29 protein-coding genes are annotated in these 25,865 nt (G+C 38.9%); 16 read left to right on the top strand and 13 right to left on the bottom strand.

What is annotated here, in order from left to right; translation table 11 throughout:
• The first annotated feature begins 159 nt into the window (after positions 1–159).
• Entirely contained in the window at positions 160–657 is a 498-nt protein-coding gene (locus ATS76_RS08770) for a fasciclin domain-containing protein (RefSeq protein WP_058551825.1), read from the top strand.
• 70 nt (positions 658–727) lie between these two features.
• Here ATS76_RS08770 and ATS76_RS08765 read toward each other — a convergent pair whose 3' ends face one another.
• From ATS76_RS08765 to aceK, 3 genes are all read right to left on the bottom strand, one after another.
• A complete protein-coding gene (locus ATS76_RS08765; RefSeq protein WP_058404412.1) occupies positions 728–982 on the bottom strand; it encodes a DUF2999 family protein in 255 nt (84 codons plus the stop codon).
• A 69-nt stretch (positions 983–1,051) separates the two neighbouring features.
• Positions 1,052–2,014 (bottom strand): zinc-binding dehydrogenase, encoded by a 963-nt coding sequence (locus ATS76_RS08760; protein WP_058551824.1) that lies wholly within the window; start codon positions 2,012–2,014, stop codon positions 1,052–1,054.
• Positions 2,015–2,061: 47 nt separating this feature from the next.
• On the bottom strand, positions 2,062–3,843 hold the full coding sequence (aceK, locus tag ATS76_RS08755) for a bifunctional isocitrate dehydrogenase kinase/phosphatase (protein ID WP_058551823.1): 1,782 nt from the start codon (positions 3,841–3,843) through the stop codon (positions 2,062–2,064).
• Positions 3,844–3,960: 117 nt separating this feature from the next.
• On the opposite strand from aceK, the gene ATS76_RS08750 reads away from it, so the two are divergent.
• Entirely contained in the window at positions 3,961–4,908 is a 948-nt protein-coding gene (locus tag ATS76_RS08750; protein WP_058551822.1) for a LysR family transcriptional regulator, read from the top strand.
• 521 nt (positions 4,909–5,429) lie between these two features.
• Positions 5,430–5,867: a hypothetical protein gene (locus ATS76_RS08745; RefSeq protein ID WP_006792199.1), complete on the top strand. Its 438-nt coding sequence runs from the start codon at positions 5,430–5,432 to the stop codon at positions 5,865–5,867.
• 12 nt (positions 5,868–5,879) lie between these two features.
• Here the strand turns inward: ATS76_RS08745 and icd are convergent, their stop codons facing one another.
• Positions 5,880–7,148, bottom strand: a complete 1,269-nt coding sequence (icd, locus tag ATS76_RS08740) for an NADP-dependent isocitrate dehydrogenase (protein WP_058551821.1) — start codon at positions 7,146–7,148, stop codon at positions 5,880–5,882.
• 186 nt (positions 7,149–7,334) lie between these two features.
• On the opposite strand from icd, the gene ATS76_RS08735 reads away from it, so the two are divergent.
• Positions 7,335–8,135, top strand: a complete 801-nt coding sequence (locus tag ATS76_RS08735) for a M61 family metallopeptidase (RefSeq protein ID WP_058551820.1) — start codon at positions 7,335–7,337, stop codon at positions 8,133–8,135.
• 40 nt (positions 8,136–8,175) lie between these two features.
• Here ATS76_RS08735 and ATS76_RS08730 read toward each other — a convergent pair whose 3' ends face one another.
• The gene (locus ATS76_RS08730) at positions 8,176–8,730 is read right to left on the bottom strand and encodes a hypothetical protein (RefSeq protein WP_058551819.1); all 555 of its coding nucleotides are present in this window, start codon (positions 8,728–8,730) and stop codon (positions 8,176–8,178) included.
• Between the two features lie 390 nt (positions 8,731–9,120).
• Here ATS76_RS08730 and ATS76_RS19250 point away from each other — a divergent pair, with 390 nt between their 5' ends.
• Both ATS76_RS19250 and ATS76_RS08725 read left to right on the top strand, forming a co-directional pair.
• Complete coding sequence (locus ATS76_RS19250; protein WP_008113633.1) at positions 9,121–9,264, top strand: hypothetical protein; 144 nt, start codon at positions 9,121–9,123, stop codon at positions 9,262–9,264.
• 124 nt (positions 9,265–9,388) lie between these two features.
• Positions 9,389–10,222 (top strand): TIGR02285 family protein, encoded by an 834-nt coding sequence (locus ATS76_RS08725; RefSeq protein WP_058551818.1) that lies wholly within the window; start codon positions 9,389–9,391, stop codon positions 10,220–10,222.
• A 59-nt stretch (positions 10,223–10,281) separates the two neighbouring features.
• On the opposite strand, the gene ATS76_RS08720 is transcribed toward ATS76_RS08725, so the two are convergent.
• The 5 genes from ATS76_RS08720 to rnm form a co-directional block, all read right to left on the bottom strand.
• Positions 10,282–10,860, bottom strand: a complete 579-nt coding sequence (locus ATS76_RS08720; protein ID WP_058551817.1) for a YceI family protein — start codon at positions 10,858–10,860, stop codon at positions 10,282–10,284.
• Between the two features lies 1 nt (position 10,861).
• On the bottom strand, positions 10,862–11,413 hold the full coding sequence (locus ATS76_RS08715) for a cytochrome b (RefSeq protein WP_058551816.1): 552 nt from the start codon (positions 11,411–11,413) through the stop codon (positions 10,862–10,864).
• A gap of 146 nt (positions 11,414–11,559) precedes the next feature.
• The gene (locus ATS76_RS08710) at positions 11,560–12,384 is read right to left on the bottom strand and encodes a segregation and condensation protein A (RefSeq protein ID WP_201023498.1); all 825 of its coding nucleotides are present in this window, start codon (positions 12,382–12,384) and stop codon (positions 11,560–11,562) included.
• A 6-nt stretch (positions 12,385–12,390) separates the two neighbouring features.
• Complete coding sequence (locus tag ATS76_RS08705; RefSeq protein ID WP_058551815.1) at positions 12,391–13,011, bottom strand: L-threonylcarbamoyladenylate synthase; 621 nt, start codon at positions 13,009–13,011, stop codon at positions 12,391–12,393.
• Positions 13,008–13,862, bottom strand: coding sequence for an RNase RNM (gene rnm, locus ATS76_RS08700; protein ID WP_058551814.1), 855 nt, complete (start codon positions 13,860–13,862; stop codon positions 13,008–13,010). Before rnm ends, ATS76_RS08705 begins: the two co-directional genes overlap by 4 nt.
• Positions 13,863–14,308: 446 nt before the next feature.
• On the opposite strand from rnm, the gene ATS76_RS08695 reads away from it, so the two are divergent.
• Genes ATS76_RS08695 through trpA form a run of 6 tightly spaced genes read left to right on the top strand, consistent with a single transcriptional unit; the run spans position 14,309 to position 20,896 of the window.
• Positions 14,309–15,877: an anthranilate synthase component 1 gene (locus tag ATS76_RS08695; protein WP_058551813.1), complete on the top strand. Its 1,569-nt coding sequence runs from the start codon at positions 14,309–14,311 to the stop codon at positions 15,875–15,877.
• Position 15,878: 1 nt separating this feature from the next.
• Positions 15,879–16,481, top strand: a complete 603-nt coding sequence (locus tag ATS76_RS08690) for an aminodeoxychorismate/anthranilate synthase component II (protein ID WP_058551812.1) — start codon at positions 15,879–15,881, stop codon at positions 16,479–16,481.
• A gap of 10 nt (positions 16,482–16,491) precedes the next feature.
• Positions 16,492–17,529 carry an anthranilate phosphoribosyltransferase gene (gene trpD / locus ATS76_RS08685; protein ID WP_058551811.1) on the top strand — a complete coding sequence of 346 codons (1,038 nt, stop codon included), beginning with the start codon at positions 16,492–16,494 and terminating at the stop codon, positions 17,527–17,529.
• Positions 17,522–18,886: a bifunctional indole-3-glycerol-phosphate synthase TrpC/phosphoribosylanthranilate isomerase TrpF gene (gene trpCF, locus ATS76_RS08680; protein ID WP_058551810.1), complete on the top strand. Its 1,365-nt coding sequence runs from the start codon at positions 17,522–17,524 to the stop codon at positions 18,884–18,886. The genes trpD and trpCF overlap by 8 nt, the downstream gene beginning before the upstream one ends.
• A 7-nt stretch (positions 18,887–18,893) precedes the next feature.
• The gene (gene trpB, locus ATS76_RS08675) at positions 18,894–20,078 is read left to right on the top strand and encodes a tryptophan synthase subunit beta (protein ID WP_058552009.1); all 1,185 of its coding nucleotides are present in this window, start codon (positions 18,894–18,896) and stop codon (positions 20,076–20,078) included.
• Positions 20,075–20,896: a tryptophan synthase subunit alpha gene (gene trpA / locus ATS76_RS08670; protein WP_058551809.1), complete on the top strand. Its 822-nt coding sequence runs from the start codon at positions 20,075–20,077 to the stop codon at positions 20,894–20,896. The genes trpB and trpA overlap by 4 nt, the downstream gene beginning before the upstream one ends.
• Before the next feature lie 73 nt (positions 20,897–20,969).
• Here trpA and ATS76_RS08665 read toward each other — a convergent pair whose 3' ends face one another.
• Complete coding sequence (locus ATS76_RS08665; protein WP_058404395.1) at positions 20,970–21,548, bottom strand: type 1 glutamine amidotransferase domain-containing protein; 579 nt, start codon at positions 21,546–21,548, stop codon at positions 20,970–20,972.
• A 207-nt stretch (positions 21,549–21,755) separates the two neighbouring features.
• A complete protein-coding gene (locus tag ATS76_RS08660) occupies positions 21,756–22,025 on the bottom strand; it encodes an HU family DNA-binding protein (protein ID WP_058404394.1) in 270 nt (89 codons plus the stop codon).
• Between the two features lie 171 nt (positions 22,026–22,196).
• On the opposite strand from ATS76_RS08660, the gene ispZ reads away from it, so the two are divergent.
• Together ispZ and ATS76_RS08650 are read left to right on the top strand one after the other, a co-directional pair.
• Positions 22,197–22,772 (top strand): septation protein IspZ, encoded by a 576-nt coding sequence (ispZ, locus tag ATS76_RS08655; RefSeq protein ID WP_058551808.1) that lies wholly within the window; start codon positions 22,197–22,199, stop codon positions 22,770–22,772.
• Positions 22,773–22,834: 62 nt separating this feature from the next.
• Positions 22,835–23,476 carry a CPBP family intramembrane glutamic endopeptidase gene (locus tag ATS76_RS08650; protein WP_058551807.1) on the top strand — a complete coding sequence of 214 codons (642 nt, stop codon included), beginning with the start codon at positions 22,835–22,837 and terminating at the stop codon, positions 23,474–23,476.
• A 54-nt stretch (positions 23,477–23,530) separates the two neighbouring features.
• On the opposite strand, the gene ATS76_RS08645 is transcribed toward ATS76_RS08650, so the two are convergent.
• On the bottom strand, positions 23,531–24,955 hold the full coding sequence (locus ATS76_RS08645; RefSeq protein ID WP_058551806.1) for a sodium-dependent transporter: 1,425 nt from the start codon (positions 24,953–24,955) through the stop codon (positions 23,531–23,533).
• A gap of 189 nt (positions 24,956–25,144) precedes the next feature.
• Here ATS76_RS08645 and ATS76_RS08640 point away from each other — a divergent pair, with 189 nt between their 5' ends.
• Complete coding sequence (locus ATS76_RS08640) at positions 25,145–25,447, top strand: YciI family protein (protein ID WP_058404391.1); 303 nt, start codon at positions 25,145–25,147, stop codon at positions 25,445–25,447.
• Positions 25,448–25,602: 155 nt separating this feature from the next.
• Positions 25,603–25,863, top strand: coding sequence for a PepSY domain-containing protein (locus tag ATS76_RS08635; RefSeq protein WP_058551805.1), 261 nt, complete (start codon positions 25,603–25,605; stop codon positions 25,861–25,863).
• Positions 25,864–25,865 lie beyond the last annotated feature (2 nt).

Below are 25,865 nucleotides of genomic sequence, written 5' to 3'. Positions count from 1 at the left end.
TTTAATTGATCGAGTAACGTTATGACCTAACACCGCTTTAGCAGTTCAAAAAAGGATGTAACAAAAAATGTTTGACCAACAAGTGTTTTCTGATCGATTAAATTTACAACAGCGTAGCATCTTAGGAATTTATAAAATATTAACGTAAAGGAAACTAACATGTTTAAGAAGATAACCACCGCAGTTTTAATCACCGTCGCAAGCATGGGTTTTTCATTTACCGCGCAGGCCAATCATCATGGTATGAAGAAAGACGTGGTTGATGTAGCAGTTGAAAATGGCTCTTTCACAACGCTTGTTGCAGCAGTCAAAGCAGCCGGATTAGTTGATACCCTCAAAGGCAAAGGACCATTCACTATTTTTGCTCCCACCGATGCCGCTTTTTCAAAATTACCTGACGGCACCGTTGAAATGCTACTAAAGCCAGAGAACAAAGACAAACTAACCGCAGTGCTAACCTACCATGTCGTCGCTGGTAAAGTGATGGCAAAAGATGTGATTAAACTAGACAGTGCTAAAACATTGCAAGGCCAGTCAGTAATGGTCAAAACAGACATGGGTGTGATGATAAACAACGCACACGTTGTTATGCCAGATGTTAAAGCAAGTAATGGCATCATTCATGTCATTGACACAGTACTTCTTCCAAAAGAATAAGCACTAAAGCTTAAATAAAAAAGAAGCATCAGCAGGTGCTGGTGCTTCTTTAACTAAAAAAATCAGACACTTATTGTTGATTGAGCTTATCTTTTGCTTCTTTCACTTTTTCAAAGTCTAAACCTAATTCTTCAGTCGCTTCTTTAATTAAATGGGGCTGGGTCATAACAACAGCCATCAATTGCTGAAGTTTTTCAGGTGGAATACCTAGCTCTTGTACAAGTGCCATAGCCATCATTGGGTTTTGTGTAAACGCCTCGAATAACGCTTTCACTTTCTCATCGCTTACATTGTGTTCTTTTAAGATTGCAATTATTGGATTCATTTTTAACCTTGGTTTTATAATAACGTGTCTATGATTAAATTATATGGGCATAACGTGTAAAATAAAGCGCTATTCTACAAGCAATACTACTTTTCCAGCATTTTCGTTGCGTTCTAATATTGCGTGGGCCTCTTGAGCCTGTGTCCATGGCAACGTTTTGTACACATTAAAGTCATAGTTTTTAGATGCTATGTCGTTGTAAAAGCGTGCAACTAGGTCATCTCTTAGTTGGCGTTTAAAATCAATACTGCGGTTACGAAGGGTTGATGCATGAAACGAAATCCTTTTGCGCAAAAGTGCTGCAAAATCAACTTCGGCAAAACGCCCATCTAAAAAGGCAAGCATAATTATTTGACAGTCCATGGCTGCAATTGAAGCATTTTTGTTTAAATAACGCCCTGCAACGGGGTCAACAATTACATTAGCGGTTAAATTATGGCTTTGCATGTAATCTACAAAGTCAGTGGTTTTGTAGTTAATTGTATAATCGGCTCCTAGTGCTTTGGCGTGCTGGCATTTTTCATCTGAACCTGCGGTTATAACAACCGTAGCACCTGCGCTTTTAGCCATTTGAATTGCTGCACCGCCTACGCCACTAGCCCCTGCATGTATTAGCGCTGTTTGGCCTTTTTGTAATTTCCCGAGTTCAAACATGGCACCAAAAGCAGTTAAATACACTTCGCTTATGGCTGCACCTTCAACCATAGTAAGGTCTTCAGGTAGCTCCATTAATTGCTTGGCATCTACGGCAACATATTCGCTATAAGCGCCACCTGCGCACAGTGTAAAAATGCGTTTATTTAACCATATTTTATCCACTTTGCTACCAACCTCAACAACAGTGCCTGCGCACTCTAACCCTAAAATTGGGCTATCACCGTTTGGGGCTGGGTATTTACCTTGGCGTTGCATGCAATCAGCACGATTCACACCAATTGCAGCCACTTTAACAAGTACTTCATGATTTTTTAGCTGCGGTTTACGGGTATCACTAAAGGCAAGGTATCCACCTTCATGGGAAATATATTTCATTACCACTCCTGTGCTTTAACTAAGTCATACTCTAAATATGGGGGTAATTATTCCGGTTTAAACCGCCAGCTTTGCTTATACGGGTAAACATCAGGTAAAAAGCCGTTTTGTATTTGCTGTTGACACTGTTCCCAAAAAGCAGTTGTGAATAAATCATTGTGGTGGGTGTTAAAGTACTCAAACGCATGGGTATTTGCGCTAAAAAAAACCTTAAATTGGCTTGGAAATATATCGTTTTCGTCAATATCAAAATAAGAATGACTGCTAAGCTCTTCTAGTGCATTTTGTGATTGAGGGACATCTCTAAAATTACACTGAGTTAATGGGCAAATCTCATCAAAGTCGTAAAATACAACGCGTCCCCAACGCGTAACACCGAAATTTTTCATCAGCATGTCGCCTGGAAATATATTCGCCCCGGCTAAATCTTTAATCGCTTTTCCATAATCGAGCATCACTTGCTCTAATGCCGTTTTATCGCAGTGGTTAATATATAAATTAAGAGGGGTCATTTTTCGTTCAACATACACATGCTTTAAAATAAGTGCCTTGCCCGATATAACTAAACTACTGCCGATGTGTGTTTTCATCTGCGTTAATAGTTCTTTGCTAAAACGGCTTAAATCAAACGCCAAATACCTAAATTCGTGGGTGTCTACCAATCGGCCTACCCGGTCGGCTTGTTTAACAAAGTTATACTTTTCTTTTACTTGTGCCTTAGTTGCGGTTTTGGGTGCGCTAAATTTATCTTTTATTACTTTATAGACGTAATCTGAGCCTTCAATGGTAAATACCAGCATAACCATGCCAGGCGTACCGGGTGCATTGACATATTTAAAACTTGTGGGGCTATTTTTGGTAGTATCCACCTTATAGCGGTAAAACTCAGTTTTGGCGTGCTTAATAAAACCAATCGCATTAAATAATTCAAACCGTTTTTTATGTGGCATAAGTACACTGAGGTAATCAACATAACGCGCAGGTTGGTCGGTATCTACCATAAAATAAGTACGGGCAAAGCCAAATAATAAACTTAGTTGATCGGCCCCCATCATTACCGCATCTATTTTTAGGCCTTTTTCGGTGTTTAAAATGGCAATAGCAAACGGCATGTTATCGCCATTTTTCGCTATACAACGGCCAATTAAATAACACGCTTTGTTTCTAAAAAATAACGAGTTTGCGTATTCAATAAACCCGTCGTTTAAATTTATAAGTTCATATACCTGCTTACATTGATGCCTAGCACCTTGCATTAGGGTTTGCTGCAAACGCCCTAAATCTGCATTTAATTGGCTAAATGGAACTCTAAACATTTGCTTAGTAATAAGCTGTGAAATTGCAGTATCAAACCCATTTTTAAGCGAGATTCTACTCACTAAACTTTCAAATGAACGAGGCTCACTGCGGTATTTGGCTTTTAATACAAATAAATGCACTGTACGAATTTTTTTATCGTCCCAAATAGCACCGAATGTAGAATTAAAAAATGTATGCGCAATGGGTTTATTCTCATGGCACTCGACCATATCTCCGTAAATATTTTTAGCTAATTGCCATGTTTGCGGGCAGTCTAGTTCTTGATAAGCAATCACTTTAACCGCTTCGCTCACGTTTTTTACCTGGCGCTCGTAAACTTGTAACCGATCACGCATTGCACGTTGTACATCATGGTACTGGCGTTGCTCAAACCGACTTTGTGCGCCAAGTGTAATATTTAAAAACTCAGCAAACATAGCATCAAACCCTGCAAATACAGCACGAGCTAGCTTAGTTGCAATCACCTTTTGAAGAGCATTATTTGAATCATCGATTAATGTATTTGGCATGCTGAAAACACTTATATTTTTACCCGTTATGGCGGTTATTTTTTATTAATGGTTTACACCTTAGCAAGCAGGCTTTAATTTAGATAATTAATACAGCAAATAAATAAGATTGATCTAATGAATATACGTAACGTCGATCTCAACCTTCTCGTCTATTTAAACGTGTTAATAGATGAAAAAAGTGTGTCTAAAGCCGCCAATAAATTAGCGTTAACACAACCTGCCATGAGTAATGCACTAAAACGATTGCGTGATTTATTTGAAGATCCGCTCCTTGTTCGCGCCGCCGGCTCGATGACTCCAACAGCTAAAGCACTTTTACTAAAACCTGAAATAGAAGCCCTATTAAAAATGGCTGAGGCAATCACTCAACCAAGTGAGCAATTCAACCCCGCAACGGCTGAAATAACCTTTAGAATAATGGCAAACGACTATTTAGAATCAACGTTAATAGCGCCATTTATTACTGCTCAATTAAATAAAAATCCGGGTATTAATTTTGACGTTTTAAGCCCAAGCGATGTCAACCTGCAAGATATGGAAAAAGGCACTATAGATCTTGCTATTAACCGCTTTAATGGATTACCCCGGTCATTTCACCAAGCTACTGTATGGCGCGATAACTACTGCTGTTTAACACATCCCAAGAATACTTTTCTACAAAACGCCACACTCGATGATTACCTTCAAAAAGAGCATATTTGGGTAAATCGTGCTGGCTGGGGGCCCGAAGCTGCTGTAACTAACAAGTCAGGTAAACAAAAATTAGGTTGGGTAGATGAAGCGCTCTGGCAGTTAGAGCAAACACGTAAAATTAGGGTATTTACCCGCCACTATATGATTGCCAGCTTACTTTGCCAATCAGAACAACTGATGGCTACATTACCGCGTAGGCAAGCTAAGTTATTAACAACACATACTAACTTGGTAATAAGTCCGCCTCCGTTTCAAATAGTGCCTATTGAGGTAAAAATGATATGGAGCCCACTGCTTCACCATGCGCCAGCGCATCAATGGTTACGCCGCGAAATGCTTGAGTTCGCTAAGACAGTAGCAGATAGGTAAATTTTAAAATATCTGTAACGTGCTTCGGATAATACTGAAAAAATCTAAAAGCACACATTCAATTTACTAGTAAATACATACTTAAGATAACGGGCTCGGTGAGAGGTAAGAAAAACACAACGTTTAAAAACTAATTTTTCAATAAATAAAACATCGAGACACTCACTTTAATAAAGTGAGTGTCTCGATGTTTTGCTTTGGAGTCGTATAAGTCTTAGCAAGGGGAGTAACCTTACTCATTAATAATTTGCAAAGCCGATACCATGTTTTTTATTTTAAATTAATTCAATAACTTAACAAACAACCCTATACTCCTTCTTCTGAAATTTGTACCACTTTTGTGCATTTATTTATTTTTTGCACCAAATTAAATAAAAAAAGAAGCCGATAAATTTAGCGTAAATTAAATGAATAAAACTTAATATTGATCTAATCAATATCAGTTATTGAAAACAACAATTTCATTAATAATACAGTTAGCGCTAGAGTGAAGTTAAGCCAACAAACTAAGAGTATTTATTATGACAACAGCTTCTTTCACACGCCAAGACGGGTTATTCATCGACGCTAACTTACATCAGTTCATTGAAGAGCAGTTATGTTCTAAAGCAACATTACAAACAACAGATGTTTACCAAACACTGGCGACATTAGTTGATGAGTTTGGGTGTACTTGTCGTAAAACTAAGCACCAACCAAACGATGTACTTGAAGTACAAACATTGCTAAACGCGTACCAACTGCAAAACCATCCGCACTGTCATGTGGATGCGCAAACAACTGAAGCGGTACTTGATGAATATTGCTGCCAGGTTCCTGCAATCATTGTTGTTGCTTTAATGGATACGCTTAGTGGTACACAATGCGATGAACCCAATGCACACGACATCTACCATCGTGCCGCACAGTTAACTAATCGCCCTTGCGTACATACAGTTAAAACTGCGTCAGCAGCTTAATAATGAATGTGTTTAAAAGTGCTCGATAACCTTATTTGCAAAGTCTGTGCAGCTTAAGGTTGTCGAGTTATGGATTGTTGATGTATCACTGCCCTGCTGGGCTAGATCAAAAGTAACATGCCCGCTTGCTAACGTTTTTTCTAAGGCATTTTCAATAGTTAACGCCGCTTCATCCCACTTCATAAATTTAAGCATAAGTACTGCACTCAAAATACTACTACTTGGATTCGCTTTATTTTGCCCTGCAATGCGTTCAAATGTGCCATGAGTAGGCTCAAAAAAAGCCACATCATTATTCATATTTGCCGCTGGCATAATACCCACACCGCCCACTTGAGCACTGAGCATATCAGCTAAAAAATCCCCATTTTGATTTGTTGTTGCCACAACATCAAACTGCTCAGGGTTCATTAAACATTGTTGTAACATGTTATCGGCAATGACTTCTTTAATTATTAAGGGTGCTTGACCATCACGATCAATTTTTAGCCATCGGCCATTTTCGTGCTCAATAGCATTAAATTCTTTTTTGGCAAGCGCAAAGCCCCAGCGTTTAAATGCACCATCTGTAAACTTAAGAACATTGCCTTTATGAACAAAAGTTAAAGAGTCTCGATTGTTATTAAGGGCAAAATTAAGAGCAAAACGTGTTAATCGTTCAGAGCCCTCTTTGGATATATTTTTTATACCTATCCCGCAGTCTTGTGAAAATCTAAGACGTGTAACCCCCATTTCTTCACATAAAAAGTCGAGCATTTTTTCACTTTCAATGCTGCCAGCTTGCCACTCAATGCCAGAATATACATCTTCGCTACTGTCACGAAGCACGGTAATATTAGTTGAAAAGGGATTTTTTAATGGAGAAGGCAAAGCACTCAGTCCTTTGATGGTACGCATGTTTACAAATAAATCCATTTCTTGGCGCAAGGCAACATTTAAAGACCTAAACCCTCCGCCTAAGGGGGTTGTTAACGGACCTTTTATTGCTATTTTACATACTCTTACCGCTTGTATTGTTTCTTGTGGAAACCAATCACCATCGTAAAGCTTGGCTGCCTGCTCACCATTAAAAACTTGCATCCAATGTATTTTTCGTTTGTTTTGGTAACAGTGTGTAATAGCACAATCTACAATATTTCTCATAACAGGCATGACATCTTGCCCTACACCATCTCCATTAATATAGGCAATAACAGGCTCTGAAGGAATAACCCACTGCCCTTGCTCATCTACCGTTATATGTTGCCCTTGTTCTGGCATTTTTATATGTTGGTATTGCATTACTAAAGCCTATAAATCAATGTATAAGTACGATTAAAACATGTTAATTGGGATGTGTCTTTAATTGCCTTTTTATAGTTGGTATCAGTTTAAAAAATAACAAATACGGTGTGCTAATGTAGACGAAACGGTGGTCTTATAGCATGTACGGTTCGTATAAGTTTTTAAATATAATGAGGGGTTTTAATGAAGTTATTTTGGACGTGGTTATTTATAAGCTCTTTAAGCACCTATGCCCTTGAGGTTGATATACACCAGCTTAACTCGCTATCTAAAAATGGCCAACAAGTTGTCTCTACTTGGATTGAGCAAAGCGTAAAAAAAGCTGAAAATACGCTTGGGCCTTTAAAGCAAACTACCTTGCCTATTTATTTAAAGCCGCAATATTTTGCATTTGAGCCTGTACCATGGGCAATAGTCAAGCGAAGCAACCCGGATGGACTTGAACTACACATAGACAGGTATGCTAGTCTAAATGCATTGACTAAAGACTGGACCCTATATCACGAGCTATCGCATTTATATTTGCCGCTTTTCCCCTACTCTGCTTTTTGGTTAAGTGAAGGGTTTGCCAGTTACATGCAAAACGTAATTATGCGTGACAGCGGTGTAATAACCCAAGCGCAATTTGTCCAACGATTAAATGCTGGTTTTGATAGAGCTAGACTACAAAGTAAAACCAAATCGCAGCCTTTAAGTGAACTCTCTGCTGATATGTGGAATCAAGGTGCTCAACAACGTGTGTATTGGACAGGCGCTGCGTTTTTTGTTGAAGCCGATTTAGCACTTCAACAGCAAGGTCAAACCCTCGCGGAAGTAATAAAAGCCTATCAACTATGCTGTAGAACAGCACGTTCAAACGCTAAAACGTTTATCAGAGATCTTGATAAACTCTCACGGAGTAGTATTTTTGCTTCTTTATACACAGAATATAAAAACCGTTCTGACTTTCCAAACATAACAAAAGAATTAACTAATACACTTTAAAATGTTTTACTTTTTAAATTGAAACATACCTCACCCAGGATTATGAGAACTCATTAGACTTCAAATAGTCGCAAAAGTGTTGGTAAGCCTGCTCGTCATAATTTAAAGAACGCTTGTTCATAAATCCATGACAATAATCTGTTGGTTGGCAAATTACGTTTTGCTTTTTATTAAGCTCATTAATAACAGCTGTAACATCAAAGTGTGTTTCATGGTAAGGAAAAATAAATTCACATGGCACATTGGCTTTTAAATTTAAGTAGTTTCGTATTTGCGATGGATAAAAGCCAACCACTTTTTTAAGATGTGAATTGCCTGTTAATAACTGAGCTCGCCACGCAGCGCTAGCCCCAGCACTAAAGGCGATACAAACTGTAGGTGCTGTGAGTCTATCAAATTTTTTATGCAACATTGTTGTATACGCGTTATGACCACACGCCTGTATAAAATTTTTATAGTTATTTTCTTCACTTTCAATAGCTTGCTCTTTTCCGCCATAGGGTTCAACAAGGGTAAACTTCGTCTTTAATGCTTTACAAAAGTCCTGTAAAGCAGGCGTTTTGCCGTAAATATCACTGACTATTATGCAATGCATACTATTCCTTTTAGTCGTAAATCAACGTATTTAACCAGTTAATAAAATCTATGTTTTATATATTTATACAAATAACTTGCGCGTAATTATTATTTAGGTTAAATTCCCCATCTGGTTTAAGAAACCACCGCGGTTAACCTATTTACCCTGATCCAGTAAGCCCCGCACAACGTATATTTGAAAGCTAAGTTATTGTACGGCGAGTACCCCTTAAATAATACCGAGATGAATTTTACTATCATCGTAAAAGTGTCATAAAGATCGTCAACACTGTAATGAAGCTAAACACAACATCGTTAATTTATTGACTGCAATCTGCTATAAAAATAGCGCAGAATAAATTACAAGAATAAAGTGAGTTTTATTATGTCTTATAAATATAACGGATCTATGATCCAAATTGCACATCCTGTGCAATCAATTTCAGTTAATAAACATCGTGTTATCTTTAGTGATACGCAAGGTTTAAAAAATGCATTATTTCAAAAAGCAAGTGATGCACGTCAGTTTGTGAAATGGTTAAAAGCCAGCTAAACACAGTTTTCATCGTGGATTGACGAGATTATTGATAATACTATGCCAGCCTTGTTGCTGGCATTTTACTTTTTAATACTTAGGTGTTAAAACACTAACTCAATTACATTCGTTGGTTGCTGTAATGTTACGTGTATTTTTAACTCTTTTACCTTATTTTTTTCTAACTTCATTGTGCCATGCTCAAACAATTAACTGGTTAACCAACGATTTTGCGCCCTACTATATTTTAAATGGTAAATATCAGGGCCAAGGCCGCGACGAAACAATCATTAAATTACTCGAAGACCAACTACCTCATGTTGAATTTAACCGTGTTGTAGTGCCTGCTAGCAAGTTAATTCAAACACTCTCAGATAAAACTAATGACGCGTGTGTGCTCTCTCTTTACAAAAACGAAAACAGAAAGCAGCAAATGGTGTTTACTCAAGAGAGTTCTACAGTGGGTTTGTCTCCCTCTGTTGCACTTCATAAAAAACTAGCGAGTGCGCTATCGCTTAAAAACGACACTGAGGTCTCTTTGTATGATTTACTGCAAGAGAAAAAGCTAACATTAGGCGTTTCTTTAAGTCGCTCTTATGGGGAAGCTATTGATCGTATAGTTAATTCAACGCCCGATGTTGATATTGTTATTCGCCCTACCCGAGATAGCTTAGCTAGTCTTACCTATATGCTTAATTTAAAACGCATTGATATTTTACTTGGCTACCCAAGTGAACATTTTTATTTAGCTAAATCAATGAACTTTCAAAATAACTTAACCCAAAGGCCGTTAACTGAAGCACCTGCGTTAAGTTATGGCTATATTGGTTGCACTAAAACCGAACAAGGTATTAAAAATATTGCTTTGCTAAACAAACATCTTAAGGTAATAAAACAAACAGATGAATACATTCATGCACTATCAAAGTGGTTGCCCGAGCATTTAAAGCCATTGCTAAAAACAAGAATGAATTAAACCAAAAAGCGCCGCTTAATGCGGCGCTTTAAAGGTTAATTATTTAGTGACAGCCCAGCTTATTTACGAATACCTTCAATAAATAATCCTATATCAACATGAGTTGACGCAGGCCCTAAATTATAATTAATACCATAGTCACTTAATTTAAGGCTTGTTTCGCCTTCAAAGCCTACACGGTAACCACCCCATGGGTCTTGGCCTTCACCGATTTTGTCTATTTCAAAGGTGATACTTTTTGTTACACCATGCAATGTAAAATCACCAGTTACTTTGCCTGAATTAGCATCATTAAACGTGATTTTAGTACTTTTAAACGTAGCAGTTGGGTATTTATCAACATTTAAAAAATCTTTACCACGTAAGTGTTTATCACGCTCTGCATGATTAGAGTCAAGGCTCGTTGTGTCTATATTTACCATTATTTGTGACGCATTAGGTTTTTCTGCATCGTAATTAAATTCACCGTCAAACGTATTAAATCGCCCGTGTAACCAGCTGTATCCCAAATGCTTTATTTTAAAGTTCACAAAAGCGTGTGCCCCTTTTGTATCAATAATATATTCAGCAGCATTTGCAGCCGATGCTGATAAAACGAGAGCCGCAGATACGGCCGTATTTATTAGTAATTTTTTCATATTAATCTTCCTTCAATGGGGTAATCATTCTTGTTAACGTTTTATCTTTATCTATAAAATGGTGCTTTAACGCACCCAGCGCATGTAAAATAACAAACCCAATTAATATACATGCACCGTAGTAATGAACTTTTCCTGCAATATCAGCTTGATCATCAAAAACAAAATCAAGGGCGGATACATTAAACAGCATAAATACCTCAATCGGTCGTCCGTCTGCAGTTGAAATTAAGTACCCCGCTACCACAATAACAGCCAATAATATGTACATAACTACATGAGCCGTGTGTGCCAGTTGGTTTATTTTAGAGTTTGTTCCTAAAGGTTTTGGATTAACAGATAAAACGCGCCATAAAATCCTAAAAACCAAAACGGCTGCAAGCGTAATACCTATACTTTTATGTAAATCTAGGGAGCCTTTATACCAGCTGTCATAATAGGTAAGTTCGACCATGTATAAACCCAAGCCAAATAAGCCTATAACAGTAAGGGCCATTAACCAGTGCAAAGTAATGGCGACGAATCCATAAGATAGCGGCGTATTTTTAACCATAATTAATATCCTGTGTTGTAATACACACAAGATATAGAAGATTGTCATTTAGTAAAATAGCGTTAACAAACAGCTTCTGTGCATATATGCACAAAAGTGGTTGGCGAAAATTAAATTAAGGAAATTAAAGTGTTTATTCGCAGCGGCTATTCACTAAGACTGACGTAAATTAAACTTTCTGCGTTAACTTGCAGACAAGTAATTAGTCCTTCTTTTATTAGCTCAAGCATAGCTATAAAGCTTACAACAACCCCGCTGCGACCTTCTGATACTTTAAAAAGTTCATTAAATACTATTGCGCTATTTGCCTTGGAGAGTTGGTGTAATATTTGGCTCATGCGCTCACGGGTTGACAAAACTTCTGCTGTTATTTGATGATGTTCAAAGGTTTTAGCTCTTGCCATTACTTCACTCAGGGCAAGCATTAAATCTTTAAGCTCTATTTCGGGTAGGTTTTGGTTTGTATCGTCGTTAATAGGCATGACGGCACGGGCAACAAAAATATCACGCCCAACACGAGGAATGTCATCTAGGTTTTCAGCTGCTTTTTTAAATTGCTCGTATTCTTGTAAGCGTTTAATAAGTTCGGCACGCGGATCTTCCTCTTCTTCGAGCTCTTCATGGACAGGAAGTAGCAGGCGTGATTTTATTTGTGCTAATAATGCCGCCATGACTAAATATTCACCGGCGAGCTCTAATTGAAACTCGCTCATCATTTCAACATAACTAACATATTGCTCTGTAATACTGAATATTGAGAGCTCAAGTACATCAAGCTTATGTTTTTTTATTAAATAAAGAAGTAAATCAAGCGGCCCCTCAAAGGTTTCTAAAATAACTTCGAGTGCGTCAGGTGGAATATATAAGTCTTCAGGTTTATCAACAACGGCTTTTCCATGCAAAAAAGCCAGTGGCAGATTTTGCTGCACTGGCTCATCAATTACTGGTGGGTATTTAGTTGTTGATGTCACGTTTATTTACTCAAACGGGCTCACATCACCACAGCCAACACGCAGTATTTTTACATCGTCTTCAGACAAATCAATTACCGTTGTTGCTTGCTCTGGTAGGTATCCGCCGTGAATAATAAGATCGACGTGTTTATCAAGCCTATCTAAAATTTCGTCAGGATCCGATTCTGTAAATTCTTGCCCTGGTAAAATAAGCGAACACGACATGAGTGGCTCGCCTAACTCAGCTAAAAGAGCACATGCTATTGGGTGCTCAATAACACGTATACCAATCGTTTTTTTCTTATCGTTTAATAAACGCTTAGGAACTTCCTTTGTGCCTTTGAAAATAAAGGTGTAAGGGCCCGGCGTATTATTTTTAATTAGCCTAAATAGTTGATTATCAACACGTGCATAAGTTGATAACTCTGATAAATCACGGCATACAAGCGTAAAATTGTCGTTCTTATCAATTCCACGAATACGCTCTATACGCTCTTTAGCTTGCTTATTACCAATATTACAGCCAATCGCATAGCCCGAATCTGTAGGATAAACAACAACGCCTCCTTGCTTTATTATATCAACAGCCTGAGTTATTAGTCTTGCTTGTGGGTTATCTGGGTGAATATGAAATATTTGACTCATGTTAATGCCCCTTTTGGTCCTTCCCAAACTTGCCAGACACCTTGGCAATCTTTGGGTAAGTATAAATTTTTACCAAGCTCTAAATAGCTTGTTGGAAAATGAAAATCAGAGCCTTGCGAACATAATAGTTTGTACTCTCGGCTAAGTTCGCCCAAAAACTGGCGCTCGCTGGGTGCTTGCTGAGGTTGTGCTACCTCCATTGCATCGCCACCTGCGTTTTTAAATTCAATTAACAGTTTACGCAACCACTTATTAGACATTCGATAGCTACTCGGGTGGGCAAGCACTGCAACGCCCCCTGCTGCATGTATTGCATTAACAGCAGTTTGCATATCACACCAACAACTTGGTACGTATCCTGTTTTACCTCGCCCTAAGTACTTTTTAAATACCCCAGGGAAATTTTTAGCTACTCCACGCTGCATTAATGCACGTGCAAAATGAGCGCGTGTAATTTGTCCATTTACAGCAAGCTCTTTAGCTTGGTCATAAATGCCTTCAAAGCCATTTTTTTCTAAACGAAAGCCTATTTGTGTTGCCCGCTCTTCGCGCTTTTGTTGCTGTGCTGATAATAAAGCATTGAGCTCTTCGTTATCGACATTTATGTTTAAGCCTACAATATGAATCTCAAAACTTTCCCATTTTGTCGATATCTCTGTGCCTGTAATTAATGACAGCGGAAGATTCTCTGACTTAATAAATGATTGAGCCGGCTTAATAGCTGCCACAGTGTCATGATCGGTAATAGCAAACACATCAATGTTTTTATCTACCGCACGGTTTAATAATTCTTCAACCGTTAAATGCCCGTCTGAATGTGTGGTGTGACTATGTAAATCATATTTTATCAAAAGAAAACTGCTTAAAATTAAGGTTTAAAGGTGTTTATGCAAGTATAACAAGTTTTTTCACTAAATTGTTTTTAATAAACACTTGACACAAAAGCACAAGATACGTTTTACTGTAGCCACTTTAAGACACATCAAGAATTAAATACTATGAACAATTCAAACCTAAACACAATCTGGTGGTGGCACTCGTAATTATCGGGTGATGAATTGTCGTGTCTGACAAAATTTCAAAACCCGCAAACATGCGGGTTTTTTTATAACTAAATTTTAATAAATACATAATAAATTTGAGGCAGAAAAACATGAATAACGGTCTTACTCTTACACATCATTGGTGGTGGCGCCTGGTATAGCGGGACGGTAATGATCTGTTTGTAATTTAGATACGTTATTCAAACCCCGCATTGCACAGCATTGCGGGGTTTAATTTTTTGAGGGAATGAGGTTTGATTTTTAGTCATATAACAACTACACCGGGTGAAGTAACCAGTATTACGCAAACACGCGATTACATTAGTAGCCCACTTGCATTATACGCAGCGCTTGATAAACCCAACTCACTGCTACTTGAATCAGCTGAAATTGATTCTAAAGACAGTGTAAAAAGTTTAATTTTAGTCGATTGTGCATTACGCATCGTTTGCCAAGGCAAAACAGTCATAATTACAGCCCAATCAAACAATGGGCAGCAGCTGTTAAGTTACTTACAAGCTAATGTTAAAAACTGTAAAGCCGAGCTAAACGATACAAGCCTAACCCTAAATTACTTAAGTACACATAACGACATTGATGAAGCCAGTAAATTAGTAGCGGATAACGCATTTAGTGCCCTACGAACCTGTATAAAATCAATCAAAAGCACCACTAACAATCCATTCTCTTTATTTTTAGGCGGTGTATTTGCCTACGACATGGTTGCAAACTTTGAACAGTTAAGTGATGTGCCTGATGGCGAAAACAGCTGCCCTGACTATGTATTTTATTTAGCTGAAACACTCGTTGTAATTGATCATCAAAAACAAACCACAGAACTGATTGGTAATGTGTTTAACGGCCCAGACGTACACGCAAACTGTTTTGAAGTAGGTAAGCAACTGGAGCGATTAAACAGTCTTTGCGATAACGCAGCCCAGTACAGCGCCCCATTAAACAAAGGGGAATGCGACGTTAATGTAGACATAAGTGACGAAACTTACTGCGAACAAGTTGTAAAACTAAAAAAGAACATCGTTGACGGTGATATTTTTCAGGTTGTTCCCTCTCGAACTTTTTCTCTGCCTTGCCCTAACGCTTTACATGCGTACAGCCAATTAAAACAACAAAATCCAAGCCCTTACATGTTTTACATGCGCGACGAAGAGTTTGCTTTATTTGGTGCATCGCCCGAATCGGCACTTAAATATGATGTTAATAACCAACAGGTAGAAGTATATCCAATTGCAGGGACTCGCCCTCGTGGTAAGTTTGCTAATGGGCAAATAAATCCTGACTTGGATAGTCGTATTGAGCTTGAACTTAGAAACGATCAAAAAGAACGGGCAGAACACCTAATGCTTGTTGACTTAGCCCGTAACGATGTAGCGCGTATTAGTGTTGCAGGGACTCGTCATGCAAAAGAGCTCTTAAAAGTAGACCGTTATTCGCAGGTTATGCATTTGGTTTCACGTGTTGTTGGCACACTAAAACCAGAACTAGATGCACTGCATGCTTACCAGGCGTGTATGAACATGGGTACATTGGTAGGCGCACCCAAAGTACGTGCCGCAGAACTTGTTCGCCAAACAGAGGGAAAACGACGTGGCAGTTACGGAGGCGCAGTGGGTTATTTAACCGGTGATGGCGCAATGGACAGCTGTATTGTTATTCGCTCTGCTTTTGTTAAAAACAACATGGCCTTTGTTCAAGCTGGGGCTGGGGTTGTATTTGATTCAGACCCGCAATCTGAAGCTAACGAAACACGTGCCAAAGCGCAAGCGGTCATTACCGCCATAAAATCAACTTACGAGGTGGTATAACATGAGTGCATCACAGCCAATCAAAATTTACTTTTTAGATAACTTTGACTCGTTTAGTTACAACCTAGTAGACGAGCTAACCATGTTAGGCGGTGAACTTGTTGTATACAGAAATAACATAAGTGCCGACATTATCTTTAATAAAATGAGTCAAGAGCAAGGCCAAGTATTACTTGTGCTTTCACCAGGTCCAGGCACACCCAGCGATGCAGGCTGCTTGATGGATCTTATTCAGCTGTGTAAAGGCCATTTTCCAGTGCTCGGTATTTGCTTAGGGCAACAAGCTTTAACACAAAGTTATGGCGGAGTAATCGGTCACGCAGGTGAAACCGTACATGGTAAGTCGTCAATTATTGAATTAAACGCACATCCTGTTTTTGAAAATATGGGCGAAACAATGCCGGTAGCACGTTACCATTCATTAATGGCCACGAAGGTGCCCGATAGCATAAACGTAATAGCACAATATCAAGACATTCCAATGGCTATTTATCACCATGGTGACAGTGCGTTGGGTTACCAGTTTCACCCTGAATCAATACTAACGCCTAATGGTGCCTTGTTGCTGCAACAAAGTGTTGCCTACTTAACAACTAATAAATAAAGAGGACATTATGAGTACACAATTACCCACTTTCCTTAATGTTCAAAGCGCTATTGAACAGTTAATTACAAAGCAATCACTCAACTACAGCCAATCAAAAGCGCTATTTGATGAAATTATGCAAGGTAATATGAGCGATATCGAGCTAACAGCATTACTAATCAGTCTTAAAATGAAAGGTGAAGTTAGTGATGAAATAGCCGGAGCTGCAGCATCCATGCGTGAAAACGCAGTCGCGTTTAATACCACCTGTACACAACTTGCAGATAGCTGCGGCACCGGTGGCGATGGGTCAAACACAATTAATATCAGTACCACCGCCGCTATTGTTGCAGCTGCAGCAGGTATCAACGTGGTAAAACACGGCAACCGCAGTGTGTCGAGTAACTCAGGCTCTGCCGACTTACTCAAAGCGCTCGGTATTAATATAGATATGAGCCCAGAACAAGCAGCAAAATGCCTTGAGCAAACACACTTTACGTTTTTGTTTGCGCCTCATTATCACAGCGGTGTTCGTCATGCGATGGGCGTACGTACTACACTCAAAACACGTACAATTTTTAATATTTTAGGCCCTCTTGCTAACCCAGCGGCACCTGATGTGCAATTACTAGGTGTGTACGACGAGTCGCTATGTATGCCTATGGCACAAACGCTTAATACATTAGGCACTAAACGCGCAATGGTCGTGCATGGTTCAGGCACTGACGAAATTGCTCTTCACGGGTCAACGCATGTTGTTGAATTAAACAACGGTGAAATAACCCAGTACACGCTCAACCCAAGCGACTTTGACCTTGCAAACTATTCACTTGAACAACTAGCAGGTGGAGGCCCACAATATAACGCTGATGCAAGTGTTGCTATTTTACAAGGCAAAGGCACTGACGCTCATAATGCCGCTATTGTGGTCAATGTTGCTGCACTTTTATACCTAACAGGAAAAGCCGATTCGCTTAAAGCTGGCGCTCAGGCAGTACACTCACTTTTAAGTTCAGGCAAAGCCATGGACACATTAAATGCAATTATTGAGGTAAGTCATGGCTAATGTATTAGACAAAATTGTTGCTGATAAAAAACTAGAATTAATCGAACGAAAAGCCGCACGTCCGCTTGAAAGCTTCAAAGATCAGGCTGTGCCTACCAGTCGCGATTTTTATAGCGCATTGGCTGCACCGGGGATTCAATTTATTTTAGAGTGTAAAAAAGCATCCCCTTCAAAAGGGTTAATAAGAGAACCTTTTGATTTAACCGAAATCACTGCAGCATACAAAAAATATGCAAGTTGCATGAGCGTGCTCACCGACACTAAATATTTTCAAGGTAGCTTTGATTACCTTGAGTTTGTACGCAGCCAAGTTGAGCAGCCTCTTATTTGTAAAGACTTTTTTATAGATGAGTATCAGGTTTACATGGCCCGCATTTATGGTGGCGATGCAATTTTACTTATGCTTTCTGTACTTAATGATGAAGAATATACAGCACTTCACACAGTGGCTGATTCACTCAATATGGCGGTGCTTACAGAAGTAAGTAATGAAGAAGAAGTACACCGAGCACTTGCCCTGAATGCTAAAATTATTGGTATTAATAATCGTGATTTACGTGATTTAAGTACCGATTTAGCAACTACCGAGAGACTGCGTAAATTAATACCTGAAGATAAAGTCGTTATCTCTGAATCAGGTATCTATACCCATCAAGACGTTAAACGCTTAGCTCCGCTGTGCGATGGCTTTTTAATTGGTAGCTCGCTGATGGCCGAAGCTGATTTAGAGCAAGCATGTCGCCGTGTTATTTTGGGTGAAAATAAAGTGTGTGGGCTTACTCGCAGTCAGGATGCGCAAGCAGCGTATAATGCTGGCGCCATATATGGCGGTTTAATTTTTCACCCTAAATCTCCACGCTGTGTTGATTTAGATTGCGCCCAAGCCATAACGCAATCAGCACCACTAAAATTTGTCGGTGTTTTTGTTGATGAGCCAACAGAGAAGGTTGCTCACGCTGCAAGTGTGTTAAAGTTAGCGGCAGTTCAATTACATGGCAAAGAAAGTGACGATTATATTAAAGCGTTGCGTACACAGTTACCAAACAACTGTGAAATTTGGAAAGCACAAGCAATTAAAGATGCGCTACCAACTCCTGTCAATGGCGTTGACCGACACTTGTACGACACTCACAGCGATACACAAGCTGGTGGCACAGGTAAGGTATTTGATTGGTCAGTACTTCGCGATGCAACAACGCCATTTATGCTTGCTGGTGGCTTAAATCCAGACAATATAAAAGATGCGCTTTTTCAAGGCGCTTTAGGCCTTGATTTAAATTCTGGAGTTGAAGACGCTCCAGGTAAAAAGTGCCCAAACAAATTACATCATGCTTTTACAAGTATCAGAAATTATTGAGGTTAAAATGCAAAATCCAGCTTATTTTGGCGAGTTTGGCGGTATGTTTGTACCCGAGTTACTTGTCCCTGCGCTTAAGCAGTTAGAAAACGAATTTAACAAAGCGCAAAAAGATCCTGAGTTCCAAGCAGAACTTAGTAAATTATTAAATGAGTATGCAGGTCGCCCTACTCCTCTTACTTTAACGCGTAATTTAGTTAAAAATCCAAAGGTTAAACTTTACTTAAAGCGTGAAGATTTACTTCATGGCGGTGCTCATAAAACAAACCAAGTACTCGGCCAAGCATTACTAACAAAACGCATGGGTAAAAAAGAAGTCATTGCTGAAACCGGCGCAGGTCAACATGGTGTTGCTACCGCTTTAGCGTGTGCACTGCTAGGTTTAAAGTGCCGTATTTACATGGGTGCAAAAGACGTTGAACGTCAACAACCTAATGTATTTAGAATGAAATTAATGGGCGCAGAAGTCATTCCTGTTACAGCGGGTTCTGGCACATTAAAAGATGCCGTTAACGAGGCATTACGTGACTGGTCAGCTAACTACCAAGAAGCGCATTACCTATTAGGAACTGCTGCAGGCCCTCACCCATTCCCAACAATTGTACGCGAATACCAAAAAATAATTGGTGAAGAAGCCAAGCAACAAGTGCTTGAAGCTGAAGGTCGCCTACCAGACGCAGTTATAGCCTGCGTTGGTGGTGGCTCAAACGCTATTGGTATGTTTACCGACTTTATCGACGAGCCAAGTGTAAAGCTTATTGGTGTTGAACCTGCGGGTAAAGGCCTAGACACTCATGAACACGGTGCCACTATTTGTAAAGGCACTAAAGGTATACTGCACGGTACATACACCTACATTATGCAAAATGATGATGGCCAAATTGAAGAGTCATACTCTGTATCAGCCGGTCTTGATTACCCAGCGGTAGGCCCACAACATGCATTTTTACATGAAACTGGCCGTGCACAATATGTAGGTATTAGTGATACCGAAGCACTTGATGCATTTCAATCATTAGCTAAAAATGAAGGTATTATTCCGGCGCTTGAATCAAGCCATGCACTAGCCTACGCGCTCAAGTATGCAGAAGAGCAAACACAAGACAGTGTTATTGTTATTAATTTAAGTGGCCGTGGCGATAAAGATTTAGCACACGTACACAAAGTATTATCTGAAGGAGGCCAGCTATGAGCCAAATTAAGACGGACCGTTATGGCGCTATGTTTTCTGCATTGAATGAAAAAAAACAAGGGGCGTTTGTTCCTTTCGTCACTATTGGCGACCCAGGTAAAGAGCAGAGTATTGCTATCATTAAAAGCTTAATTGATGGTGGTGCTGATGGACTAGAACTAGGTATCCCTTTTTCAGATCCAATAGCTGATGGCCCTGTTATTCAAGCCGCTAATATTCGTGCGCTTGATGTGAATATTAACACCCAAGACTGCTTTGATATTATTAAAGAAATTCGTGAATACAACGCCGATATTCCAATAGGCCTGTTACTTTATTCTAACCTAGTGTTTAAGCGTGGCTTAGAAGCGTTTTACAAAGATGCAAAAGCCGTAGGGGTAGACTCTATTTTAGTCGCTGATGTCCCTTTGCATGAGTCTAAAATGTTTAGAAAGGCTGCAATGGACAATGGCGTAGACCCAATATTTATTGCCACGCCTAATGCAAACGACGACACGCTTCGCCAGTGTGCTTCATATGGACGCGGTTATACTTATTTGCTTTCACGTGCAGGCGTAACAGGTACTGATACCAAAGCACAAATGCCCGCTGGTAATATTGTAAATAAATTAAAAGAGTATCATGCAGCTCCTGCACTACTAGGCTTTGGTATTTCAACGCCAGAAGATGTTAAATCAGCATTAAATGCAGGTGCAGCTGGCGCTATTTCTGGTTCAGCGGTAGTAAAAATTATTGAAGCAAACCTTAATGATTTAAACGCAATGACTGCGCAGTTAAAAGCATTTGTCAGCGAAATGAAAGCCGCAACCGCATTATAATAAGTTTAAATTTACGCATTAAAAAAGGGCATTAAAAATGCCCTTTTTTATTTTAAACTCATACTTAGAAAGCTTAATGAGCTTGGTGTTTACCTTCGAGAACTTCTTCAATAAATTTAGCATTAAAAGCATCTAAATCTTCGGGGCTGCGGCTGGTAACCAACCCTCTATCTACGCACACTTCTTCATCTACCCAATTGGCACCTGCATTCATTAAGTCGCTTTTAATACTTGGAAATGAGGTTACCGTGCGGTCACGTAACTTATTTATTTCTGCCAATAGCCACGGAGCATGACAAATTGCGGCAACCGGTTTGTTTTTTTCGGCACCAAAAAAACCATCTATGAAGGCTTTTGCATGTTTATCTTGGCGAAGGCTATCGGGGTTAAATAACCCACCGGGTAACATTAACGCATCGTAATCAGCAGAGTTAGTATTTGTCACGAGTTTATCTACTGAGACTTTTTCGCCCCACTTGTCTTCATTCCACCCAGTAATTTGACCCTCTTTAATAGAGACTATCTCTATTTTGGCTCCAGCATTCAATAATGCATCACGCGGAGAAAACAGCTCACTTTGTTCAAAGCCATCAGTGGCTAGAATTGCAATTTTTTTACCTTCAAGTGGCGTGCGCGATTGTAATTTATTCATTAGGCTCTCCTTATTAAATAATTAAGTGTTTAGCTCACTTTGTTGTAAGCACATCGGATGCCAGCTTTAACTTACTGAAAATTATTAAAAATTTTAATTTATGATATAGAGCCATGTAAATTATTTATAATAAATGAATAATCTACATGGCGTTTTAAATGGAGCTTTGTGTAAATGGCAAAATAAAAGATAGGTAAACGTGAGGTATTAAAGGCGATCTTTAAGTGCTTTTGCTGGTTTAAAAACGGCCTTGTTAGCCCCTTCGATTTCAATTGTTTCACCTGTTTGCGGATTGCGACCCGTTCGCGCCGGGTAATAGCTAAGTGCAAAGGTACCAAATCCATTAATTTGCACCTGATCGCCTTCAGAGAGCGATTTAGTAATCACTTTTTGGATGCTTGAAAGAGCAGCTTTTGTATCTTTTTTAGTGAGTTCACTGTGTTTTGCCATTTCGACGATAAGTTGAGTTTTGTTCATTTAAGGCTCCTGAATACACGTAAACAATGAATGCGTTTAGCGTGGGAATATAATGATGAATAAATAAAGCCACGCAGGCTAAGGCTTACAGGGCTTTAAGTCAACCTTGTAGTTACCAAGTGTTATGTGGTAAAAACGCTTTAATATATATTTGTATAATTTAGGTAGTATATGCACGCATTAATTGAATACATTCCACTCATACTGTTTTTTGCAGTGTTTAAGCTTGTAGATATATACTGGGCAACGGCTTTATTAATTGCAACGTCTCTTATTCAAGTCATATTTAGCTATTACAAACATGGGAAAGTACCGACCCGCCAGTGGATATTTTTTTCTATTGCCGCCGTATTTGGCACCTTAACGCTGGTTTTCCACGATGAGCAATTTGTAAAATGGAAAGCCACTATCATATACGCTGGTTTTAGCATTATGCTGCTTGTAAGTCGTTATATTTTAAATAAAAACTTAGTAAAAAAAGCCCTAAGTGCCATTTTAGAAAACGCCAACGACACGAATAAAAAAATAACTGTACCCGAACCATTGTGGGATAAATTAAACTTAATGTGGGTCGCTATTACCGCCGGTATTGCTGCGCTAAATATTTATATAGCGTATAACTTTTCACTCGATTTTTGGGTGAATTTTAAAGTATTTGGCTTAATGGCCATTACTTTCGTTAGTATTTTTGCCACAATTATTACGCTTTATAAATACCTTCCTGATGATGACGAAGCCGTAAAATAGTTCTCGTCATAAAAGTGTCGTCTTAGCTTGTTAGTTTGTAAAAAAAACAACCTGAGACGACCTTGAACGCTAATCAATACCGTTGGCTTGAATTTACCCTTATATTTATCCTACTGCCAATACTAGGCTTTAGCTTACGTCATCATTTAGCCAATTGGCTTTTCCCTTCCCTTATTATTTTAATGAGCGTGTGCGGTATGCTTTTATTAAGCGATCCTCACTTTAAGCGTTTTAGGCTTACCAGCCTTGGGCAGTTCTCTGCTGTAAAAAAGCGTCTGTTTAGCTTCTTTTTTTTAGGCGCCCTTTTCTCAGGTATGTTTTACGGGATCATCCATCAAGAAAACTGGTTTTCCCTACCTCGTAACTCTTTTAATGATTGGCTACTTTTATTACTGCTATACCCTGTATTATCGGTTATTCCTCAAGAGCTAATATTTAGAACCTACTTTTTTCATCGTTATAAACACATTATGCCTAACAAAAGTGTGCGTATAATTGTCAGTGCCACCGTGTTTGCATTAGCACATATTGTTTATGCTAACTTGATTGCAGTAGGCTTAGCTTTTTTAGGTGGATTGTTATTTTCGTATACATATGCACAAAGCCGCTCAACGTTTGTGTGTGTTATTGAGCATAGCCTATGGGGAATTTGGATGTTTACTCTGGGTGTTGGGAGTTATCTAGACTCGGGTGCTTTAAGCTAAATGTTAGGCAAAAAAAAGCCGCGACAAACGCGGCTAATTTTTGTACTTTACATTTTAAAAGCCAAATAACTTTAAACCAAAGAATTTAGTCGCAACCGTGTTTATAAATATCACGGCTAAAATAAACGGAATAAACGTTGAAAGAGAAAAATTAACGTATTTCTCCATCATGCTACCTTCGTAGCTAGGTGAGCCTAGGCTAAGTTCCTGAGTTAAACGCGCCTTTTTCCAGCGGTACATTACAAACAAACACACCATTAAGCCATTTAAAGGTAATATAGTGTCGTAAAATACATCAATTACAATATCAAAAAAGCTCTTACTGGCACCGCCATAGCTGGTAAACGACGTTAAACTATCAACCATACCAAACGACATTGTGCATATAATTGTTAACACGCCTGTGCTGAGTGTTAAAATACCCAATGCCTTCTTACGGCTTATACCTTTACGATCACTTAATGATGCAGTAGGCACCTCTACAATAGAAACCAATGAAGTGATTGCTGCAAAAAATACTAACAAAAAGAATGCAAACGCTACAGCCGATGCCCCTACATAACCAATATCATTTTGTAATGCTAATAATATTTTAGGTAGGAAAACAAAAATCATTGATACCGACGAGTCTGATAAAGATTCTGGATTTGTGTTTGGGTCAAAACTAAATATAGCGGGTAAAACCATAAGGCCTGCAACAAACGCAACCAATGAGTCTGTTATTGCCACCATTTTTGCACTGCTTACAATATCGTCTTTCTTCGAGATATAAGACGCATAAGTCATTAAAATACCCATACCTAGCGATAACGAGAAAAACGCTTGGCTCAATGCGCCATTGAGTACACTTGCACTCATTTTTGAAAAGTCAGGAATAACGTAATACTCAACACCTGCCAATGCGTTATCAAGCGTTAAAACGTATGCAACCAACGCAAGTAACATGACTAAAAGTGCAGGCATTAATACTTTGGCTGCTTTCTCTATGCCTTGTTTAACGCCACCTAGTAAAATTAGGTTAACAATAACAACCACTACTGCCATATAAGCGAATACGGTGTAGCTATTTATAAACGTGCCAAAGTGGCTTGGGTCAGCTAATGCATCTAAGTTACCCATACCTGCTTGTATTAGGTATCCAAAAATCCAAACTGTAATTACCATATAAAAAACGGCAATCATAAATGGAGTTAACACGGCTAAAAAGCCTGCAAACTTCCATTTTTTATCGTTATTTGCTAGTAACGTGTATGAGCCAAGTGGATCTTTTTGAGCGTTACGGCCCATGGCCATTTCAGCCATCATAACCGGTAAACAAATAAAAACGACAAATAGAGCATAAATTAATAAAAATGCGCCGCCACCATTTTTAGTCGCAGAAACTGGAAAACCCACTAAATTACCAATACCAACAGCTGAACCAGCAGCTGCCAGTATAAATCCGAGACGGGAGCTAAATCGCTCTCTATTATCGCTCATGTATAAAACCTTTTTATTATTTTGAGTATCTGAGCGACTCTACCAGTGTTACACAGCGGTTTTCAAGCAAATAACGTTAAAAATAAAATCCAACTGTAAACCTAAGTGTATACGCTTTTGATTCGCCAATTTTCGACGCTGTGGTAGTATTTACATAATAAAATTTAACAACTTTTACGAGAATCCATTATGTTGTACATGATTTATTCAACTGACGTTGAAAACAGTCTTGAATTAAGAAAAGCAGCTCGCCCAGCGCACTTAGAACGTCTGAAAGAGCTTGATGCACAAAACCGACTACTTACTGCAGGCCCTTTCCCCGCTATTGATAATGAAGACCCTCAGGATGCTGGTTTTACAGGCTCAGTTATTATTGCAGAATTTGATTCGTTAGAAGCTGCACGCGAATGGGCAACTGATGATCCTTATGTTTCAGGGGGCGTATACGTCAATACAATTGTTAAACCATTTAAAAAAGTGTTTCCAGCATAAATAACAGCGTGCTGTTACACGCTAACCTGTAATTCAGGATTTGTTCACACGTTTTTAATTAAAATTACCAATGTAATTACGGATTTAACGTTTTTACTTGAATTTTAGTAACTTAGTTAATTAAACTAGGGTTATCTGGTCTAGGAGTTTCTGTTATGCGCGTATTATTAAGCCTCATTTTTATTGCTTGTGTTAGCTTTGCTGCCAGCAGTCAAGCTTCGGCTACGCCCACTAAAAAGGTTGACCAACCGGTGGATAAAAAGAAAGCAGTAATACTTGCAAAAGAAACCATAGGCGGTAAAACGCTAAAAATAACTGAAAAACCAGAGTCTTATACCGTGCGAATACTCAAATCTGACGGCCACGTCGTTGATTTACATATAAATAAAAAAACCGGCGAAGTGAAAAAGGATTAAAA

It is taken from the genome of Pseudoalteromonas sp. 10-33, assembly GCF_001469195.1.
GTDB lineage: Bacteria > Pseudomonadota > Gammaproteobacteria > Enterobacterales > Alteromonadaceae > Pseudoalteromonas.
This window is presented reverse-complemented; position numbering and strand designations above follow the sequence as displayed.

Bases quoted from the DNA above. Each gene is read 5' to 3' on its own strand.
- ATS76_RS08770 (WP_058551825.1), top strand. From the start codon at position 160: ATGTTTAAGAAGATAACCACCGCAGTTTTAATCACCGTCGCAAGCATG.
- ATS76_RS08765 (WP_058404412.1), bottom strand. From the start codon at position 982: ATGAATCCAATAATTGCAATCTTAAAAGAACACAATGTAAGCGATGAG.
- ATS76_RS08760 (WP_058551824.1), bottom strand. From the start codon at position 2,014: ATGAAATATATTTCCCATGAAGGTGGATACCTTGCCTTTAGTGATACC.
- aceK (WP_058551823.1), bottom strand. From the start codon at position 3,843: ATGCCAAATACATTAATCGATGATTCAAATAATGCTCTTCAAAAGGTG.
- ATS76_RS08750 (WP_058551822.1), top strand. From the start codon at position 3,961: ATGAATATACGTAACGTCGATCTCAACCTTCTCGTCTATTTAAACGTG.
- ATS76_RS08745 (WP_006792199.1), top strand. From the start codon at position 5,430: ATGACAACAGCTTCTTTCACACGCCAAGACGGGTTATTCATCGACGCT.
- icd (WP_058551821.1), bottom strand. From the start codon at position 7,148: ATGCAATACCAACATATAAAAATGCCAGAACAAGGGCAACATATAACG.
- ATS76_RS08735 (WP_058551820.1), top strand. From the start codon at position 7,335: ATGAAGTTATTTTGGACGTGGTTATTTATAAGCTCTTTAAGCACCTAT.
- ATS76_RS08730 (WP_058551819.1), bottom strand. From the start codon at position 8,730: ATGCATTGCATAATAGTCAGTGATATTTACGGCAAAACGCCTGCTTTA.
- ATS76_RS19250 (WP_008113633.1), top strand. From the start codon at position 9,121: ATGATCCAAATTGCACATCCTGTGCAATCAATTTCAGTTAATAAACAT.
- ATS76_RS08725 (WP_058551818.1), top strand. From the start codon at position 9,389: ATGTTACGTGTATTTTTAACTCTTTTACCTTATTTTTTTCTAACTTCA.
- ATS76_RS08720 (WP_058551817.1), bottom strand. From the start codon at position 10,860: ATGAAAAAATTACTAATAAATACGGCCGTATCTGCGGCTCTCGTTTTA.
- ATS76_RS08715 (WP_058551816.1), bottom strand. From the start codon at position 11,413: ATGGTTAAAAATACGCCGCTATCTTATGGATTCGTCGCCATTACTTTG.
- ATS76_RS08705 (WP_058551815.1), bottom strand. From the start codon at position 13,011: ATGAGTCAAATATTTCATATTCACCCAGATAACCCACAAGCAAGACTA.
- ATS76_RS08690 (WP_058551812.1), top strand. From the start codon at position 15,879: ATGAGTGCATCACAGCCAATCAAAATTTACTTTTTAGATAACTTTGAC.
- trpD (WP_058551811.1), top strand. From the start codon at position 16,492: ATGAGTACACAATTACCCACTTTCCTTAATGTTCAAAGCGCTATTGAA.
- trpCF (WP_058551810.1), top strand. From the start codon at position 17,522: ATGGCTAATGTATTAGACAAAATTGTTGCTGATAAAAAACTAGAATTA.
- trpB (WP_058552009.1), top strand. From the start codon at position 18,894: ATGCAAAATCCAGCTTATTTTGGCGAGTTTGGCGGTATGTTTGTACCC.
- trpA (WP_058551809.1), top strand. From the start codon at position 20,075: ATGAGCCAAATTAAGACGGACCGTTATGGCGCTATGTTTTCTGCATTG.
- ATS76_RS08665 (WP_058404395.1), bottom strand. From the start codon at position 21,548: ATGAATAAATTACAATCGCGCACGCCACTTGAAGGTAAAAAAATTGCA.
- ATS76_RS08660 (WP_058404394.1), bottom strand. From the start codon at position 22,025: ATGAACAAAACTCAACTTATCGTCGAAATGGCAAAACACAGTGAACTC.
- ispZ (WP_058551808.1), top strand. From the start codon at position 22,197: ATGCACGCATTAATTGAATACATTCCACTCATACTGTTTTTTGCAGTG.
- ATS76_RS08645 (WP_058551806.1), bottom strand. From the start codon at position 24,955: ATGAGCGATAATAGAGAGCGATTTAGCTCCCGTCTCGGATTTATACTG.
- ATS76_RS08640 (WP_058404391.1), top strand. From the start codon at position 25,145: ATGTTGTACATGATTTATTCAACTGACGTTGAAAACAGTCTTGAATTA.
- ATS76_RS08635 (WP_058551805.1), top strand. From the start codon at position 25,603: ATGCGCGTATTATTAAGCCTCATTTTTATTGCTTGTGTTAGCTTTGCT.